Source organism: Candidatus Saccharibacteria bacterium oral taxon 488, assembly GCA_013099195.1.
In the GTDB taxonomy this organism is placed as follows: domain Bacteria; phylum Patescibacteriota; class Saccharimonadia; order Saccharimonadales; family Saccharimonadaceae; genus Nanosynbacter.
Window position 1 is genome coordinate 236,329 of record CP039999.1, and the last position, 18,529, is coordinate 254,857.

Consider the following 18,529-nt stretch of genomic DNA (forward strand, 5'->3'; position numbering starts at 1 on the left):
GATGTATATGAGTAGAAAAACAGAGATGGAACAGGGATATGTTAATAGCTGGATGATTGTGGCGATTAGTGCGATTGTGCTGTTCGTGGCGGCTGGTAGTGCGGCGATTTGGGCGTACCTGGCATATTCACAGGAAAAGACTGCGGTCGAGAGTCGGATGGCGGTAGCTTCGGCCAAGGCGCGCGAAGAGCAATCAAAGGCTGACCGCGAGAAATTTAATGAAGAAGCCAAAAACCCACGCATTGAATTCGTCGGTCCCGAGCAGTACGGCCGCGTGTCGTTTATGTACCCAAAGACCTGGAGTGTTTACGTAGCGGCTGACGGCAGCGATCGCGGTGATTATAAAGCGTATCTCCACCCGGCTATCGTGCCACCGACAAATACGCATAGTAGCAACCAAAACAAGTTTGCGCTGCGCCTCGAGATCCTTAACAGTGACTTTAATAAGACACTAGATCAGTACGCCAGCTTGCTGAAAAAAGGCGATTTGACCTCGAGTAGCGTCGAATACAACGGTAACACCGCCACGCGCATTGACGGTGCATTTAGTAAGGATCTGCGCGGCTCGGTGGTGCTGATGAAGGTGCGTGACAAGACGCTGCGTTTTTCGACCGATGCTGATACGTTCAAGCCAGATTTTGAGGCTATTCTCAAGACAGTGAAATTTGTCCAGTAATCTCTCTCGGCTGCGGCCAGTATCCGTGAAATAATGCCAAGCAGGAGCGGTTCTTTTTGGCGCCTCGGTTTGCTATACTAGAGGTGTATGGCGCAGCCACAGTGGAGTGATAAGGAGTTTGCTGCAATGCCGAGCATAGCGGTGGCAGCGCATGAGCTGAAGGCGCCGCTGGCGTTGATTCGGCAGATGAGTTTATTGATCGAGGACGGTGGGCTCAGTCCAGCCGAGGCGCAACTGATGCAGCGGCGAGTGACGCTGACGGCGGAGCGCTCGCTGGCCTTAGTGCAGGATTTGGCGCGTACCGTGAATGTGCAGCCAACGCTATTTCCGCTGGAGCCGGTTAATCCGCTGGCACTACTGACCCAATTGGCACATCAGTCGCGCGACATGCTGCGGCTGTATGACCGGCGGGTGACGTGGCCGCGGGCGGGCAAGAAGCGGCTGGTGGTGGCCAATCCATTGCTGCTCGGGCGGATTATGATGAATTTTCTCGATAATGCGATGCGCTACAGCGAGGCTGGGGCAGCAATTCACGTGACTGTTCGCCAGGCAGGGACGATGGTGCGGCTGGGTGTGCGGGATTTTGGGCCGATGATGAGCCTGGCTGAGTATCGGCGGCTGGTGGATGAGATGACTACGCGTAAATCAGTCAGAACTCGGCCGGATAGTAGCGGCCTCGGAGTATATATCGCTGCGACGTTCGCGCGGGCGATGGGTGGGCAGATCGGGCTGATACGCCACCGGGACGGACTGACGTTTTATGTTGATGTGCCGCTCAGCGAGCAGATGAGCTTATTATGAAAAAACTTCTGATCATCGATGATGATCCGCAGTGGGCGGCAGTGCTGGAGCGGTATGCGCTGGAGGTGGGGTATACGGCCCGGACAGTGGTGGCGGCTGGACAGGCGATAGCGATGATTGATGAGTGGCGGCCGGATGGTTTGGTGCTTGATATGTTGCTGGCGGGTGAGACGGGGATGGCGCTACTGAATGAGCTGCAAAGTCATGAGGATCTGGCGCAGCTGCCGGTGGTGGTGTGTAGTAATGTGACGCTTGATCTGGATCAGCTGCGGCCATTTGGCGTGCGGGCGGTACTCGATAAGGCGCGAATGACGCCCGATGATGTACGGGCCGCCCTCAGCGTGCTAGGCGAGGAGGCTGCATGAAAGACGGTGAGCGACTCAAGGCGATTGTGCTACGGCGGACGGATTACGCGGAGGCTGATCGAGTACTGCAGCTGCTAACGCCTCAGGGGCGGCGGGCGGTGATTGCCAAGGGGGTGCGCCGCGAGCGGAGCAAGCTGGCTGGCGGCATTGAGCTCCTGGCGCTGTGTGACGTGGTGATTCGTTCGGGCCGTGGTGAGCTGGGGCTGCTGACCAGTGCCAGGCTCAGCGCGTTTTATCGGCACATCCTCGAGGATTATGAGCGGATGCAGTTCGCTTACCAAGCGCTCAAGCTGGTGGCGCAGGCGACCGAGACCGTTGATGGGCCGGAGTGGTTCGCGGTGCTCAGTCAGGTGCTGGCGTGGCTTGATCGGCCGGCGGTTGATCGGCTGCTGATCGAGACGTGGTTTTATATGCAGTACGCCGGGCTGCTGGGCGATGAGCTGAATCTACGCACTGACGTGGCCGGGCGGATGCTGACGAGCGATAAATCATACATGTACGATCCAAGCGAAAAAGCCCTAAGGCCAAGCGAGCAGGGCGACCTAATGGCCGATCATATCAAGCTGCTGCGCCTCATCCAAGCCAAGCCGCTAGAAAATCTCACCCACATCGGCGGCCTCGGCCCGGTCATCGCTAGTTGTTGGCTGGTGACTAGGCAGCATGCGGCGGTGTAGTGTGTTCGACGGCAACCGTACCTAGGCGGTCTGCTAGTCTGGTAGGCGGTGCGCCGCTGGTTAGCTCTTCTTGTTCATTACTGTACAGTGAATAAAAATACTCCGCTTTTTCGTACAGGTTTTTCGCTACACCGGGTTCCATGACGCTATACTGCGTGTTGTTTTCGAGACTAGTAGCAAGTTCTGATAGCTTTATGATGGCGTCCGCTCGCCGGTTGATGCTTTCCTCCTCGCTATAATGACCAAGCTCGGCTAGGTCGTGCGCAATCTGGGCGGCTCGCAATCTGAGAAAGCCGGTGAAAAGGGTTGTTTTAGCGTCAACTAACATCTTGGCAACACGCTCGCCGACGACTGACAGCAGCGCCACTTTTTGTTCTTTGTCGATTTGTTGATGGGCATAATCGAAAACCGCCTGAACATCTGAAAGGTGTGATGATTTTTGGAGCCATAGTCTGGCCAAGGAGCTGGCTTCCTTTTCATTAACTATCTCTCGTAATGCTGGTGCAATACATATTTCAGGTGCGGTAGGGCTGGGCTGCTGGCTCTTTGTTGCACGCCACACGCTCTCAAATAACCGGGAGGAAGGCAAACTAGGAGTATTGCTGGGAGCGATGCTATCAAAGGATGTGCAATACTGCTCGAAAGCGACAGCAGCGCGCTCTCGTAGTGTTTCTGGCGTGGCGTCTCCAATGATACTCTTATCGGCACTAGTCTCAGGGAGTTTTTCAAGAAAACTAGCGCCAATTAGTAGCTTTTGGATGTCCATTAGCCAGTAAATACGATTATCTAGATCCGGTGGGTAGTCAGTGAGAGTATTGAAATTCTGCCAAAACTCAGTCAGCTTTTGTTCGGGGGTGAGTTCTGGGTTACCGACAATCGTCTCCAGTCGTCGGACCAGATTACCTATAGATGCTTGGGGAGGGGTTAAGTCAGGACTATCGGCTAGAATATCACCAGTAATATTATGTCGTTGTGCGTATTTTTCACCCATATCACGTGCTTCCCTCGGCTCTTATTTCTTGAGCGTACCACGATAATTAAAGATATGTCAAATGTGCTATACTGGAGCAATAATGATGACAATCGTCGCGTTGCCAACGCGGAGAAAGGGAAGACTGTGAGTACTACAAGAATGGAAGATATTATCAGCCTGTGTAAGCGCCGCGGCTTTATTTATCAGGGGTCGGATGTTTATGGTGGCCTGAGCGGTACGTGGGATTACGGTCCGCTGGGTGTGCAGCTGAAGCGTAATATCATGAATTTGTGGTGGCGCAGGTTTGTTGACGAGCGTGACGACATGTACGGTGTGGATGCGGCAATTTTGATGAATCAAAAAGTCTGGCAGGCGAGCGGGCATGTCGATACGTTCTCTGACCCATTGGTGGAGTGTAACCACTGCAAGGCGCGTTTTCGTGAGGATCACTTGCTCAAAGATCAGAAGGAAAAACTGGACGAGTACGAGGCCCTCACCGAGAAGATCCAATGGTATCGTGAGCATGCCACGGCACCGAATTTTTATGACGAGATCAAGGAAAAAGAGCCCGAGTTGTTCAAAAAAATACTGGACATGGAACTTGGCCTGAGTGAGATTGACCTCGAGGAGGCCAGTGATTTTGGGCTGAAAGAATGGTCACATGTGCTAAGAGTGATTAAATGTCCTAACTGTGGTACGCGAGGTGATTTCAGCGAACCACGGCAGTTTAACATGATGTTCAAGACATTTGTCGGTGCTAGCGGGCAAAATGAGCTGGCGATTGATGAGTTGACGGGGGGCGTCGATGGTAAGCGTAGCCTCAATGGTATGAAAGCGATTACCTACGATCCACAGTCGATTTCCTATCTCCGCCCCGAAACAGCCCAGGGCATCTTCACTAATTTCAAAAACGTCGTCGATAGTTTTTACCCCAATTTGCCGTTTGGCATTGCTCAGCAGGGTAAGGCGTTTCGTAATGAAATTGCGCCGCGCGATTTCATTTTCCGTTCTCGGGAATTTGAGCAGATGGAGATTGAATATTTCGTTGATCCTGAGCACTGGCAAGAGGCGTTTGATGAATTGCTGGCTAGCACGCATGCGTTTTTGGCAGAACTGGGTCTGAAACCAGAGCACATTCACGAGCTGGACGTGCCGGCGGAGGATCGGGCGCACTACAGCGAAAAGACGATCGACATTGAGTACGATTATCCAATCGGCCGCGAGGAGCTGATGGGCATCGCGTATCGGACTGATTTTGACCTGATGAACATCCAGCGCGCCAGCGGCAAGAGCATGGAATACACCGTCAAGGGAACGAACACAAAATTTGTTCCGCACGTCATTGAGCCGTCGTTTGGTGTGGAGCGAGCGCTGATGGCGGTATTGTCGGGTGCGTACCGCGAGGATGAGCAAAATGGTGAAAAGCGGGTGTATTTGGCGCTGCCAGAGCACTTAGCACCAGTCAAATTTGCCGTTTCGCCGCTGCTGAAAAACAAGCCAGAATTGGTGGAAAAAGCCCGCGACGTCTACGCCGCACTTGCCAAAGCCAACCCCGGCCGGGTGATGTGGGATGACAACGGCAACATCGGCAAACGCTACCGCCGCCAAGACGAAATCGGTACGCCGTACTGCGTGGTCATCGACTTCCAGACGCTGGAGGACGGCAACGTCACCGTGCGTGAGCGGGATACGACGGAGCAGCGGCGGGTGAATGTTGAGGAGCTATAGATACTAGACATGAAAAAGCAAATTGGTTTCGAGAGGAGATAAAATATTGACAAAAAGTAGACCTGAGTTTAATAAAATCACATCGTTTGATGAGTTTAATAAATACTATTGGTATCGTGAAGAAATTTCACAGATATGTAAGTCATTAGGATTAGAATATAGAGGTACAAAACAAGAACTCAATCACATTATTGAGCAATACTTTAAGGGTAATTTGATTAAAAAGTCATCAATAAAAAATGAAAAGAAGCAAGTTGAAACTATTACTTTAGATGTGCCATTACTTGAATGTGGTTTTTCTTTTAATGCAAAATTTAGAGAATATTTCTCCGCCGTAACAGGTATTACACCTTTTAAATTTACTGCTGATATGGCTACTGCTTGGAGAAAAGTGAAGAGAGAAAATGATTTGAGTTTTACAATTCAAGATATGTTAGAAGTTTATTATGGAGAATCAGATTATGCCAAGTATGATAATTCGGTCTGTCAATGGAATCAATTTTTAAAGGATTTCTGTGCAGACGAAAATAGTCGCAACTATTCGAACAAATTAAAAGTAGCTGCTATTCTCTGGAAAGAAGTTAGAAATTCAAAAAAGGAAAAAATCTATTCAAAGAATCTTTTGACTGAACATGAACACAGAATAAAAGAGTATCACGAGTAGGTAATTTCCAACTTGTTAACACCCAATGGGCAGTTAATAATGGATATTGGAAAGACAAAATATACTGTAAATCTACATTTCAAACAAGGAACAGGCGAAACCTTCCCAAACTGGGATTTGGCGGGCGGTGGCATGGATTTTGGAGAGACGATTGAGTCGTCTTTGAAGCGCGAGCTGCTTGAAGAAGTCGGCTACAAGGGCGATTTGCGCCATCAACTGTTTGACGCGTCGTAAATATTGATTTATACGCATATCTCTGCTAATATAATACATACAGCACCTCGACTTGGGTTCGTCCCCGTCGAGGTTTTTGGTATAATAAGATGTATGAAGAGGGTATATGTTGATGGCCAAAATTTTTTGTATAAGGCTGCCGAGGTTTTGATTGAGCATGGCAAATATCCTCAAAGGACGAACTAACGAAGATAGATATTAGGTCGCTTGTCGAAAATATCGTTGGCGTCGGTGTGGAAATTGTGTTTTATGGTGCCAGAGTGCAAGTTCGTAGGGATCTTGATGATTCAATTCTAGAGAAAACAACGCGTTTTTCGGATGTGGCGCGACGATTAAGAAACACCTTGAAAAATCAAGAAATTACCTTTAATGAAGTCGGTAAATTAAAAGTGCGCGACAGTGATGTGTGTCATAACTGTCAGCACAGAGATCTGCGTATGCAAGAAAAGGGTGTTGATGTTGGTATTGCGGTGGATATTGTTGTTGATTCATTAAGCGGACGGGTTGATGAGGTTATACTGGTAATGGCTTTAGTGATAAGATGACAAGAGCTATTATAGCAAGAGCTGATACTAGCGAAGTAATTCGCAACCAAGAAATTATTGATGCGTTTGATGTATATAATAATATGCAATAAATAGCTCGTATATCGTTGGCAGATTGTTATTAGGCCTAAACTGGCGTATATGCTCGCTAAACGGTCTAAACTGTTGGAAAATATGGACAGAAGCGAACTTTTTATAAGATGACGGGGAAGATCTTGTCCGAGGAAGAAAAGAGCGTAACTGGTCTTGAAATTTTGTTTATAACGAGGAGCTGCGGGCTATTCCGGCGTTCCTTGGTGAGGAAGCGTATAAGCAAGACGGTACTTACGCTGGGTTTAGACTAAAAGTGTTATAATTATCCCTATGACAAAACTTGCAAACGGACATCTCGTTGCGCGAGATTCAGTTGGAGTGACTCGCCACGACTACCTTTACCGCATCTCGCTCAAAGCGCTAATTTATAACGATGCTGGGCAAATATTGGTCGTTAAGGAAATTAATCGGACGTACTGGGATTTACCGGGCGGAGGTATGGATTATGATGAAGATTTTGAATCATCGCTGAAACGCGAGTTGTACGAAGAAGTTGGCTATAAAGGTGATTTGCGCTATCAGCTGTTTGACGCATCAGAACAGATGTATATCGAGCGGCTTGATGTAAATCAAATCTGTTTTTATTGCCGCGTCTGGCCAGATAACTTTAATTTTGCAGTAGGTGAAGAGGGCGATGAGGTGGTGTTTATTGACCCGGAGGAATTACTGCTTCAGAAGAGCGAGGTTGACGCACCAGAACGGGCATATAGAGTGCATGAGAAATGGCAGGAGCTGCATAGCGAAATCGTGCGGTAGGTAAATATTGATTTGGTTTCGCTAACATTGCAATAAAATTATAATTTTGTTATAATGTTTGCATGGTAATCACTACGATTCAAAAAGTTATCAAGATTGGTTCCAGCCGCGGCGTGACGCTGCCAGCGCGGGATTTGCGGGCGCTGGGGATTCGCGATGGCGACGAGGTGCGATTAACGGTTGAGCAGATAAGGCCAATTAAACAGGCAAATAAGCCGTTGCTTCGCCAGGAATACGATGATTTTAAAAAACAATACGGCGAAACGCTGAAAAATTTGGCAGACCGATGATTCGCTATCTGGAGATTGACGAAATTCTAAAGCTGCACTTTTGGATAATTGAGGATTTTGGCGGCTCGCATGGCGTACGCGATGAACTGGGGCTAAAGTCGCTAGTGGCCGCGCCGCAAACAATTGTTTTTGGCGAGGAGCAATATGTGTCAGTTCACGAAAAGGCGGCGGTCTATTTGCGTAATTGTATAGCAGACCATGTCTTTACCGATGGCAATAAGCGCACAGCGGTGACGATTACTGGCATCTTTTTGGCGAGAAATGGCTGGAGAATGACTGCGGCGGCTGCTGAACTAGAAAATTTCGCCGTCCGCGTCGCGACCGATCATCTCGATATTGATGCGATTGCTGATTGGCTGAAGCGCCACTCGCAGATGCGCGTATCCTAAACATGGTATCATTCATATATGAGAGAAATTGAGATAAAAGTTAGATTGCGAGATAAAGAAGGGTTGCTGGCTGCGCTGGCGGCTAAGGGTGTTGTTCTCAGCGAGCCAGTGCATCAGCGTGATCAGGTGTTTGGTTTGTCGGGAGAAGCTGGTGGTGACGGCAATACAGCGCCTTGGTTGCGAGTGCGTACCGAGACGCGTGGACAAGGTGAAGATGCAACAAAGCGGGCGTTATTCACTTTCAAACGATCAGTGACCGGGCAGCTGGATAGTATTGAGCATGAAACAGAAGTTCGCGATCCAGATGCTGTGATCGCTATCGTTAAGGAGCTGGGCTTTGTAGCGTTTTCGGATGTGTCAAAGATTCGCCAGACTGGCACGTTAAATGGTATAGAAGTATGTGTCGATTCGGTGGAGGGCTTAGGTGACTTTATAGAGTTAGAGCAATTAGCCGATGAGGATGCTGATCCTGTCGCTATAGTCAATGGTTTGTGGCGCGAGATGGCTGAGTTGGGGATTGGTAGCCGGCACGATGAGGTGACGGATGGCTATGATATCCTGATGAAGAAGTTGAGGGAACAGTAAAGACGCTCAATTATCTTAATTGAGGTGCCTCGCTTGGCATTTTACAGCCCATCATTTCTCCTGCTATAATAACCACATGCATATTATTCTTGGTGGGACGAGCGGGCTTGGCCTGGAAATGGCCAGACAGCTCAGGGAAAGCGGCAAACGCGTGTTGGTGCTGGGAAAGACGCATAACGCTCAGGAACACGGTGAAGGATTTTCGCTAGACGTATATTATCCCGAGCAGGTAGAGGCAGCGCCGGCGCGGATCGAGCAGATGTCGGGTGATGACGATATTGAACAATTTGTGTGGGCGGCGGGCTACGGCTGGCGCGGTAATTTCGAAGATCAGCCTGATGTGCGCTCGATGGCGGAGGTTAATTTCGCTGGTCCGTTGCCGTTGGTACAGTGGGCCTGGCATAGGATGGCGCAGCAGCGGATACGATCTACGCTGACGGTGATTGGCTCAACCAGCAGCATCAAAGCTCGCGGGGACGAAGCGGTATATGTGGCGACCAAGCACGCTCAGGCGGGCCTGGCGCGCAGCTTGGCGTTGCAGGCAGACGAGCAGCATTTACCGATTCGCGTGGCGCTATTCTTGCCCGGAGCGATGAAAACACCGTTTTGGCGGGGGCATCAGCCGGACGATTATACTTTCTTCAACGACCCAGCCAAGGTGGCTGAGCATATATTGACCGCCGTTAACACGCAGTACCAGACATTCCTCGAATGGCCACTACCAAAGGGTACGTTGGTCTAGCCTCGCTGAAGTGCTATAATGCGGGCATGACATACGAATTGAGTAGAGAATATTTTGGAGTAAAAATTGTAGTAATTGGCGGCGGAACTGGTAGTTTCACGCTGCTGTCGGGTTTGAAAAAATATACCCACAGCATCACGGCGCTGGTCAATATGGTTGATGACGGTGGCTCGACAGGCATGCTGCGCGATGAGCTGGGTGTATTGCCGGCGGGTGATGTGCGGCAATGTCTAGTGGCGCTGAGCAGTTCGCCAAAGGTGCGCGATCTGTTCAATTACCGGTTTGACGAGGGTAGCATGAAGGGGCATGCATTTGGTAATTTATTCATGGCAGCGCTGGAAAAGATGACGGGGAGTTTTTCGCAGGCGGTCGAGACGGCCAGCGAGGTGCTCGGCGTCAATGGGCGGGTATTTCCGATCACACTGGACGATACCAAGCTATCGTTAAAGCTGCGTGACGGTACAGTCGTTGCGGGTGAACATGCCATCGAGGTGACGAATATTCCGGGTGATGAGCGGCCGTGGCTGGAACTTAGTCCACCGGCAACGATTAATCCGCATGCTCGGCAAGCGATTCTGGATGCTGATCTCGTGGTGGTAGCGCCGGGGTTGTTGTACGGTAGTCTGGCGCCAGCGCTACTGGTGCGCGGTGTGACGCGGGCTTTGGCTGAGACCAAGGCTAAGAAAGTGTATGTCTGTAATCTCGTGACCAAGCCGACGCAGACCGACGGCTTTACGGTGGCAGACTTTGTCGATGAAATTGAGCGGTTTGCTGGGGTGAGCATGGATTATGTGCTGTATAACAATTATCGTCCACCACAGGAGCTGCTTGATAAGTACGCGCACAATGGTGAGTATTTGGTGGAATGGGATGAGGAAGAGCTCAAGAAAAAGCATTACTATGCCTCGGGCAAACACCTGATCGCTCATGGCATTCGCCAGCATAATAAAAAGGCCGATCCGCTGGCGGCGCTGCGTAGTTTGATCCGTCACGACAGCGATAAAATCGCGCGAGAACTAATGAGGATTTACTTTTCATGAGCCTGCGGGTGTTTCTTGATCTTGATCGCACCTTGTTTCGGACAAGTGAGCTGGACGAGGCAGAGTGGGGGCTGCTTGGGCGGCAGTTTGGCATTGATAGCGAGGCAGAGCTGGCGCGACGGACGGACTTTTATGTGCGTGACGGGAAAGCCTATTATTATGATTTTGCGGCGCATGTGCGGGCGGCGGGACTGGATGAAAAGGAGGCGTTCTCGTTCCTGCTTCAGTCGACGTTGGCTGATGGGCGAATGGAGTACGACGGAGTGGCTGAGTTGGTGACGTGGGCCAAGCACCGCGGAACCGTGCATGTCTTGACCTATGGGCCAGCGAATTACCAGCGGTTCAAGGCGGCGCTATGTCCGTCGCTTAAGGAGGCAGAGATTATTACCACACTACAGTCGAAAGGTGAGTATTTCCGCAAGCAGTGTCCGACTGGCGAGGTGTGGATGGTTGATGACAAGCCAATCGGCAGTGAGCTGCCTGATACTGTGTGTTTTATTCAAACGGCAGAATATAACGGCATTGTGGCGCCAGAACATCCAGCGTGGCCAGTAGCGACAGCATTGAGCCAGATTCCTGGTATAATTGGTAATGATGAACTTTCCAATTGATCGACTGCCCGAAGTGCTTGATACGCCGAGTTTTGTGTACTCGCGGCGGATGCTAATGGAGCGGGCCCAGCAGGCGCTGGCGTGCCGAGTGCCGTTTGGCTTGACGGTGCGTTACGCGGCCAAGGCAAATTCACATCCTGAGATTATACGGCTGTTCGACGAATTGGGGTTGCAATTTGATGCCAGCTCAAGCTACGAGGCGGCGCTATTACTCAAGCAGGGAGTGAGCGGCCCAACGATCAGCCTCTCTAGCCAGCAGCCGGCGCACAACCTCGATGAACTGCTCCGGGCTGGCGTGCGCTACGTGGCGACGTCACTTCATCAATTGGAGCTGGTTGCGGCGAGCCCATATCGTCCACGTACGGTCGGCCTGCGGCTCAATCCTGGTATGGGTTCGGGGCATAATAATCGGACGATGACCGGCGGGGTTAATTCCAGCTTTGGGCTGTGGCATGCGTATACTGAGCAGGCGCTGGAGCTGGCGAGGCGTCACAACATAACGATTGATCGGCTGCATATTCACATTGGCTCGGGTGCTGATCCGCGGTTGTGGGGCGAGGCGATGGATGCGGCATTGGCGCTGGTTGGGCGACTGCCGGAGGTGACCAGTTTAGACATTGGCGGTGGCTTTAAGGTGCATCGGTTTGGCGATGAACAAGAGGCGGATCTGGCGGCAATTTGTGAGGTGTTTTCTCAGAAATTGGCTCGTTTTGCCGAGGAAACCGGGCGGCGACTACATCTAGAGATTGAACCGGGAACCTGGCTGGTAGCGCGTGCTGGTGTGTTGATGGCAGAAGTGGTGGATATCGTTGATACTGGTGCAGATGGTCACACATTTTTGCGCCTTAATACTGGTATGAACGATATTACGCGGCCAGGGATGTATGGCGCACAGCACGAGATGATGGTACTCGCGGGTCGCGAGGAGCAGCGAGAGTACATCGTGGTGGGGCACTGCTGCGAGACGGGCGATATCTTGACACCAGCGCCCAGCAACCCAGAAAATCTCGCATCGCGGCAGCTGGCCCGGGCAGAGACTGGCGATAAGCTAGTGATCTTTGATGCGGGGGCGTATTGCCAGAGTATGTCACTGAAACAGTACAATGCGTATCCTGACGCCGGCACCTATTTTATTGACTAAATATACATCATCTGTTATAATAGCCCAGTTTGATAACAAACTGAATTATGAGTGAATTATGTTCTTCGTGCAGTGAGCAGCTAGAGCTGGGCACGCTACAAAAGAAATTTGAGATCAATCTTGAACGTCCATCTCTTGAGTCTCCTTTTCAGTTGACACTCAAGGAGTATTTTCAAGGTGAAGGTGTGAATGAGCGAAAGGATCTGATGGCGCATGCTGAGCGAACGATGAAACTGGTGGAGGAGTTTGCCGGTTTGAAACTACCGCCCGAGGCGATTCATGCCGTGCTGCTGCATGATGTGGTCGACCGCTTTCATAACAGAGATAGCCAGAAGTGTACACCGGAGCGTCGACAGGCTGCTGGCTTGGCTCTGGCCGATGTATTTACGAATCCTGGAACTGGGATGACGCACGAGCAGGGTTCATATGTAGCGTCGCTCCTAGCGGACTTTATTCTAGTAGAAGAGGTTTCTGGCCGACACCGACTACAGGTGGCTAATACTATTCCTGAAAATATCAGAGAGATTATCACGGATCGTTACGAAGGTTCGGTACCGGCTGAAGCGTGGCGGCAGATCGAGCCATTTGTTGATGTGGAGCAGATGGCTGAGTTTTTGGATAAGACCAATATTGAGGCGGTGATTATCAAGGCCTGTGAGCTACTCGACAATATGCGCCATCCGTCATCGTCGCGTGAATCTGCCAAACTGCAGGATGTCTTGGAGGCGGAGTCGTTCTATGCACCGCTGTGTGAAGTGATGGGATTTGATGGGCTGGCGGCAAGTTTGCGTTCACAGGCACATATCATCCGGCTGAAGGGGCAGGGCGAGCATGATCTCGTCAAGGAGATCCGCGAGCAGTATGAGACAATTCGCCAGGTTGGTGTCCGCAATTTAGTTAATACAATTTTTGGTACTGAGCAAGTTGAGACCGAAGCAGTGGTCGGTTTGCGCAGCGAAGCATCGTGTCATAATCGGCCGATTCATATTGGGGATTTTGTGGCACAAAATGGTAAGGAAGTAGAGGGAAAATATCGCCTGAAAACTGTGGGGTCGTGGGCGGCCAAGGTGCATGAAGCTCGTCAGAATGGCAAACCGGAGTATACGCCGATGGATGTGCTCGGTTTGACCGTTATATCAAAGAATGTGAAAGCTCAGGCACATGATTTCGTGGAGTTTTTGCAGCGGCGAATTGATATGAACCCAGCGTTTCAGCTGAAAAAGGCCGCCAGTAAATCCAGTGCCATTTGTGTCCATGGTACGGTGGATTATGTTACTACCGTTCGCCGGGAGATGGAGCAACGCGGGTTTGATACAGAGCGCTGCGAGTTTGTGGTCCAGGATGCTGAAAGTGTGCAGCAGCGCGGTCAGAAATATCAGGTTTCCAAGACGACTTTCCTGATGGATTATCCAGGGCTAGACAAGGGCGTGCCGGTCGAAGTGCAATTTGTCACCGAGGATGAGCGTCGGCGATCGCGGACGGGAGAGGTGGCGCACATTATTTATAAATATATTCGTCAGCTGGAGCGGCAGCGCCCAGTCTCTGATGAAGATAAACATGCCATTGCTCAAACGATGTCTCAGCTGCTCAAGCAGATCCACCAGCGGCGCGACTATGCCAGCCATGATCTGGAAGTAAATGAGCGTTCAACTCCGGCGCGTGATGCGTTGCTGGAGGATTTATATCATTTCTTGTGTCATGAGCTCGCCTAGTCTCGGCAAACTATGTATAATCAGAATATGACAATTTACTACACTGACGGTTCGACTAGCCCCAATCCCGGCCCGGGTGGCTTCGCGGTGATTAAGGATCTTCAGCCGTGGATCTTGGGCTCCGAGGACGGCGAGACGACTAACATCCGCATGGAAGGCAAGGCGCTGATTGCGGCACTTCAGGACGCTGACGGCGCGCCATGTGTGATTTATACTGATAGCGAATTTTGGATCAATGTGGTGACCAAGTGGGCGCCAGGCTGGCAGCAGCGCGGCTGGACAAAGAAGGGTGGCGAGATTAAGAACTTGGATATCGTACAGGAATTATACGAGTTATATGTGCAGTCGCAGGCGGAACTCCGCTGGGTGCGCGGTCATGAGGGTGACGAGGGCAATGAGCTGGCAGATGAGTGGGCGAATCGGGCGCGGCTGGGTGAGCGGCTATAATCAGCCGTCTGGCGGTTCAGTACAAAAATTGCTATAATTACCCTCATGGAAGAAGTGAGGGAAACGACTGATATTTTTTTGTGGGCCAATCAAACTGATGCGAAGAAGAACGATTTACAGATAGAGCTGTTCTTATTTAATAAAAATTATACGCCGTATGTTATGCCTTTGAAAGGTGATGTTGAGCAGCAGCTGCGGCCGCTATTTTTGTTTGATTATATCAATCAAGTTAATTTGGGGGCGGGCACCGGCCTCAGTGTGCGCGATTATGAGCTGAGCGAAGCGGAAGAAAACGTGCTGCTGCGGACGGACCTCGCCAAGGTCGGCCGGGCGGAAACCTTGCTTCATTTGATTGAGCATGAGCGCGGCGACATCGTGGAATTTTCGGAAACTGAGCATGAGTTCAAACGGATGAAGGGCGTGATAGCGCGGTTTACTGATCCAAATCATCCAGAAAAAATCTTTTACACGGCTAAGTTAATTCAGCAGGGACAGACACTCAAAAGCGCGCTGGCGTGGGAGTTTTCTGACGGCAAGTTTGGTGCGTTTAAGGCGGAAGTCGGGTTTAAGGTGCCAGACGATAACCAGGTGCTGATCATCGGTCAGGATATGTTCGCCTTTAATCCAGGCAAGTTTGAGCGGATGTTTGGCTATGAATACAAGAAGCAGGTGATTGCTGATAAGAAAGTGGCGGAAATTGAAAAGGAATACAAATTGAGTTTTCCAGAGGGCTTGGATCTAAATGCGCTGGTCAAGGAGCGCAAAAAGACCATCAATAAACTACAGAAATTAGAGATTGGCGAAGTTAAACAAGAGCAGGTGCTGGACTATGCTGATGAGATGCAGCTGGAGCTGATGAGTGATGATAACGGCGCGATTATCATTATGGATGGTAATGATCTGGATATGTTTGTGAACTTGATCAACGAGGATTATATCGAGAGTAAAATTACCGGCAAGCGATACGAAATTAAATCGAAAAAACTGCTGGGCGAGCCAGAGGGCGAACCACCGCGAGGTTAAGTATGGACCAAGAATTGGCGCTGGCGATTTTGATGAGCGGTCGGTCGGCGCTGCTGACGGGCGCGGCGGGTACCGGCAAAACACACCTGCTGAACACGTTTATTGCACAGGCGCGTGACCAGGGTAAAAAGGTGTCGGTAACAGCGACGACGGGCTTGGCGGCGACGCATTTGGGTGGCAATACCATTCACAGTTGGAGCGGCATTGGTGTCAGTGATCACTTGGCGAACAACTTTTTTGATCGGCTGTCAAAAACGCGGCGTGAGGTGATTACCAAGACTGATGTGTTGGTAATTGATGAGATTTCCATGCTGCATGATTTTCGGCTAGACATGGTCGATCAGGTGCTGCGTGGTGTCCGGGAAAACGACCAGCCGTTTGGCGGTGTGCAGCTGGTGATGAGTGGTGATTTTTTCCAATTACCGCCGATCAATCGTCCGGGCGAGCAGGGCGGCGGCTTTGTGGTGTATTCGGAAGCGTGGCAGGAGCTGCAGCCGGCGGTGCTGTATCTGGAGCGGCAATATCGGCAAAATGATGAGCAGCTCCTCGAGATTTTGACAGCACTGAGACATGACGATATCAGGCGACATCACGCTGAGATGTTGCTGGCACGGACGGAGGTTGAGCTGCCTGATGGTGACATCACCGAGCTACATACCGTCAATGTTGATGTTGACGCTATCAACAGCCAGAAGCTGGCAGAGCTGGTGGGCGAGGAGCGAAGGTATCAGCAGACGACGACTGGCTCGAAAGTATACGTCGAGAGCTTACAGCGGTCGGTGCTGGCGCCGAGTGAACTCGTGTTGAAACCGGGTGCGTTGGTCATGGCCGTGAAGAATTCGCCGCAGAAATTGTACGCTAACGGTAGCATCGGTACGGTGGTGGATTTTGAGCCCTTGACCGATTATCCGATCGTGGAGTTTCGCAGTGGTCAGCAGGTGACCATGGTGCCGGATGTGTGGGAGCTGCGTGACGGTGAGCGTAAGCGGGCGAGTATCTCGCAGGTGCCACTGCGCCTGGCGTGGGCTATCACCGTGCATAAAAGCCAGGGCATGACGCTTGACGCAGCTAAGATTGACCTGAGAAAAGCGTTTGTTGAGGGCATGGGTTATGTGGCTTTGAGTCGGGTGCGAGATTTGGATAACTTGTATCTATATGGAATTAACCGCAAGGCGCTGGAAATTTCACCGGATGCGCTGGCAATTGATGAGGTATTGCAGCGGGCAAGTAATGAAGCGGCCGAGCACTATCGTCCGATACTGAAGGAAATGAAGCAAAAGCAGTCAGTGCCGAAAAAATCTGGCAAAAAGCCTCAGTCCGCTAGCTGGCAGCAAAAAATTGCCAAAATGCGTGAGACGTACCCGAAGGCCTATATGCCGTGGGAAAAAGCTGACGACGACATCCTCAAACAGGAATTTTTACAAGGCGCGACCATCCAGCAGCTTAGTCAAAAGCTTGGTCGTCACGAAGGCTCGATTAAGATGCGGCTGCAGAAACATTTTGGGGAGGATGTGGTGCAGTGACGCTTGGCTGGCAGTTTGGCCAATAACTTGGTATAATATACTTTGATGACAACGAAGCAATCTGAACGCATCGTGTTTCCAAAGAAGTTTTTATGGGGTGCAGCGACGTCGGCGCATCAGGTCGAGGGCGGACTGGTGAATCAGTGGACGACGTGGGAGCTTGAGCATGCCAAGCGGCTGTCCGTGCAGGCGCCGCATCAATTTGGTGATATTGACAGCTGGCCGCGTATTAAAAAAGAGGCGACCAGGCCTGACAACTACGTATCGGGGCGGGGTGTCGATCATTACCATCGCTATGAGGAAGATTTCGCGATTCTCAAGAGCCTCAACATGAATGCCTTTCGGTTCTGTATTGAATGGGCGCGAATTGAGCCGCAGGAAGGTGCGTGGGATGCGGCGGCGATTGCCCACTATCGGACGTATCTACGGACGCTGAAAAAGATGGGTATTACACCGGTGGTGACGCTGTTTCATTTTACACTACCAGAGTGGTTTGCAGCTAAGGGCGGCTTTGAAAAGCGGCGCAATATCAAATATTTTGTGTATTATGTTGAGAAAGTTTTGAGCGAGTTGGGGCGCGACATCGAGTGGATCGTGACGATTAACGAGCCGACTGTCTATGCCGGCGAGAGTTACCTCGAGGGGCATTGGCCGCCGAATAAAACTCGCAAGCGTGATATGCTGCGCGTGCTCTGTAACCTCGTTACGGCGCATAAAAAAGTGTATAAATTGACGCGTGCTCGCAAAAAGTGGAAAGTGTCGATGGCGCATCATCTGATCTATTGCTATCCGGGCGATGATGCGATTCTCAGCCGGGCTAGTGCGCGGGTGGTACATTATTTCTTGAACACGTGGGTGCTGCGTCGAGTGCGGCGGCACAGTGACTACTTGGCGATCAATTATTACTTTGCCCGGCGGATTTATGGCTATCGGGTGCATGACCCGTATCTGAAGGTCAGCGATCTCGGCTGGGATATGCAGCCGGATAAATTGCAGTATCTACTGGAGGACGTGGCCGAGCGCTATCGGTTGCCGATTATGATTACCGAGAATGGGCTGGCGGATGGCACTGATAGTCAGCGGCAGTGGTGGCTGACCGAGACGATCAAGGCGATGCATGAGGCGCTGAAGCATGATGTCAATCTAATCGGTTATTTGCACTGGAGCCTGCTCGATAATTTTGAATGGGACAAGGGTTATTGGCCAAAGTTTGGTCTGGTAGCAGTTGATCGGCAGACCATGACCCGGACGGTACGGCCAAGCGCACGCTGGTTCGCGGCGGTGATCAAGAAGCTGCGGAAATAGTGACCAGCTTCGCATAACCCTAGATTCGAATGTAAAGCGACATACTAGAGAGAGTAGCGCTCCGCCAGTATACCACACCACTAGACTTTTCCACAAAATCGTGGAAAAGTTTTTGTTTAGTAGGGAAATGGGTAGAAAGTGGGTAAAAAGGCTTGCATGTGGGTAGTTGTGGGTAGTATAGTGGAATCAGTGGAACGAATGTTGGCGGTAAC

At 50.8% G+C, this 18,529-nt stretch carries 22 protein-coding genes; 21 read left to right on the plus strand and 1 reads right to left on the minus strand.

What is annotated here, in order from left to right:
* Positions 1-7 precede the first annotated feature (7 nt).
* The 4 genes from FBF28_01215 (at position 8) to recO (ending at position 2,516) form a co-directional block, all read left to right on the plus strand.
* Positions 8-676 (plus strand): hypothetical protein, encoded by a 669-nt coding sequence (locus FBF28_01215; protein QJU08187.1) that lies wholly within the window; start codon positions 8-10, stop codon positions 674-676.
* A gap of 87 nt (positions 677-763) precedes the next feature.
* Positions 764-1,477 (plus strand): HAMP domain-containing histidine kinase, encoded by a 714-nt coding sequence (locus FBF28_01220; GenBank protein QJU08188.1) that lies wholly within the window; start codon positions 764-766, stop codon positions 1,475-1,477.
* Complete coding sequence (locus FBF28_01225; protein ID QJU08189.1) at positions 1,474-1,842, plus strand: response regulator; 369 nt, start codon at positions 1,474-1,476, stop codon at positions 1,840-1,842. The genes FBF28_01220 and FBF28_01225 overlap by 4 nt, the downstream gene beginning before the upstream one ends.
* Entirely contained in the window at positions 1,839-2,516 is a 678-nt protein-coding gene (gene recO / locus FBF28_01230) for a DNA repair protein RecO (GenBank protein QJU08190.1), read from the plus strand. The genes FBF28_01225 and recO overlap by 4 nt, the downstream gene beginning before the upstream one ends.
* Here recO and FBF28_01235 read toward each other — a convergent pair.
* On the minus strand, positions 2,494-3,507 hold the full coding sequence (locus FBF28_01235) for a hypothetical protein (GenBank protein ID QJU08191.1): 1,014 nt from the start codon (positions 3,505-3,507) through the stop codon (positions 2,494-2,496). The two genes, recO and FBF28_01235, sit on opposite strands and share 23 nt — an antisense overlap.
* Positions 3,508-3,561: 54 nt before the next feature.
* On the opposite strand from FBF28_01235, the gene FBF28_01240 reads away from it, so the two are divergent.
* From FBF28_01240 to FBF28_01320, 17 genes are all read left to right on the plus strand, one after another.
* Complete coding sequence (locus FBF28_01240; protein QJU08192.1) at positions 3,562-5,217, plus strand: glycine--tRNA ligase; 1,656 nt, start codon at positions 3,562-3,564, stop codon at positions 5,215-5,217.
* Between the two features lie 46 nt (positions 5,218-5,263).
* Entirely contained in the window at positions 5,264-5,881 is a 618-nt protein-coding gene (locus FBF28_01245) for a hypothetical protein (GenBank protein ID QJU08193.1), read from the plus strand.
* Between the two features lie 39 nt (positions 5,882-5,920).
* Complete coding sequence (locus FBF28_01250; protein ID QJU08194.1) at positions 5,921-6,115, plus strand: NUDIX domain-containing protein; 195 nt, start codon at positions 5,921-5,923, stop codon at positions 6,113-6,115.
* A 164-nt stretch (positions 6,116-6,279) separates the two neighbouring features.
* Complete coding sequence (locus tag FBF28_01255) at positions 6,280-6,660, plus strand: NYN domain-containing protein (GenBank protein ID QJU08195.1); 381 nt, start codon at positions 6,280-6,282, stop codon at positions 6,658-6,660.
* Between the two features lie 363 nt (positions 6,661-7,023).
* A complete protein-coding gene (locus FBF28_01260; GenBank protein QJU08196.1) occupies positions 7,024-7,509 on the plus strand; it encodes an NUDIX hydrolase in 486 nt (161 codons plus the stop codon).
* Between the two features lie 62 nt (positions 7,510-7,571).
* Entirely contained in the window at positions 7,572-7,799 is a 228-nt protein-coding gene (locus tag FBF28_01265) for an AbrB/MazE/SpoVT family DNA-binding domain-containing protein (GenBank protein ID QJU08197.1), read from the plus strand.
* Positions 7,796-8,188, plus strand: a complete 393-nt coding sequence (locus FBF28_01270) for a type II toxin-antitoxin system death-on-curing family toxin (GenBank protein QJU08198.1) — start codon at positions 7,796-7,798, stop codon at positions 8,186-8,188. Before FBF28_01265 ends, FBF28_01270 begins: the two co-directional genes overlap by 4 nt.
* 18 nt (positions 8,189-8,206) lie before the next feature.
* Positions 8,207-8,773 (plus strand): class IV adenylate cyclase, encoded by a 567-nt coding sequence (cyaB, locus tag FBF28_01275; GenBank protein ID QJU08199.1) that lies wholly within the window; start codon positions 8,207-8,209, stop codon positions 8,771-8,773.
* 76 nt (positions 8,774-8,849) lie between these two features.
* Positions 8,850-9,515: an SDR family oxidoreductase gene (locus tag FBF28_01280; GenBank protein QJU08200.1), complete on the plus strand. Its 666-nt coding sequence runs from the start codon at positions 8,850-8,852 to the stop codon at positions 9,513-9,515.
* On the plus strand, positions 9,485-10,555 hold the full coding sequence (locus FBF28_01285; protein ID QJU08201.1) for a YvcK family protein: 1,071 nt from the start codon (positions 9,485-9,487) through the stop codon (positions 10,553-10,555). The genes FBF28_01280 and FBF28_01285 overlap by 31 nt, the downstream gene beginning before the upstream one ends.
* Positions 10,552-11,166 carry a hypothetical protein gene (locus FBF28_01290; protein ID QJU08202.1) on the plus strand — a complete coding sequence of 205 codons (615 nt, stop codon included), beginning with the start codon at positions 10,552-10,554 and terminating at the stop codon, positions 11,164-11,166. The genes FBF28_01285 and FBF28_01290 overlap by 4 nt, the downstream gene beginning before the upstream one ends.
* On the plus strand, positions 11,147-12,307 hold the full coding sequence (locus FBF28_01295) for a diaminopimelate decarboxylase (GenBank protein ID QJU08203.1): 1,161 nt from the start codon (positions 11,147-11,149) through the stop codon (positions 12,305-12,307). Before FBF28_01290 ends, FBF28_01295 begins: the two co-directional genes overlap by 20 nt.
* Before the next feature lie 47 nt (positions 12,308-12,354).
* On the plus strand, positions 12,355-14,019 hold the full coding sequence (locus FBF28_01300) for a hypothetical protein (GenBank protein ID QJU08204.1): 1,665 nt from the start codon (positions 12,355-12,357) through the stop codon (positions 14,017-14,019).
* A 27-nt stretch (positions 14,020-14,046) separates the two neighbouring features.
* Positions 14,047-14,466 carry a ribonuclease HI gene (locus FBF28_01305; GenBank protein QJU08205.1) on the plus strand — a complete coding sequence of 140 codons (420 nt, stop codon included), beginning with the start codon at positions 14,047-14,049 and terminating at the stop codon, positions 14,464-14,466.
* Between the two features lie 45 nt (positions 14,467-14,511).
* Positions 14,512-15,489, plus strand: a complete 978-nt coding sequence (locus FBF28_01310) for a DUF4868 domain-containing protein (GenBank protein QJU08206.1) — start codon at positions 14,512-14,514, stop codon at positions 15,487-15,489.
* 2 nt (positions 15,490-15,491) lie between these two features.
* Positions 15,492-17,012 (plus strand): AAA family ATPase, encoded by a 1,521-nt coding sequence (locus FBF28_01315; protein ID QJU08207.1) that lies wholly within the window; start codon positions 15,492-15,494, stop codon positions 17,010-17,012.
* 45 nt (positions 17,013-17,057) lie between these two features.
* Positions 17,058-18,317 carry a glycoside hydrolase family 1 protein gene (locus tag FBF28_01320; GenBank protein ID QJU08208.1) on the plus strand — a complete coding sequence of 420 codons (1,260 nt, stop codon included), beginning with the start codon at positions 17,058-17,060 and terminating at the stop codon, positions 18,315-18,317.
* Positions 18,318-18,529: the final 212 nt, after the last annotated feature.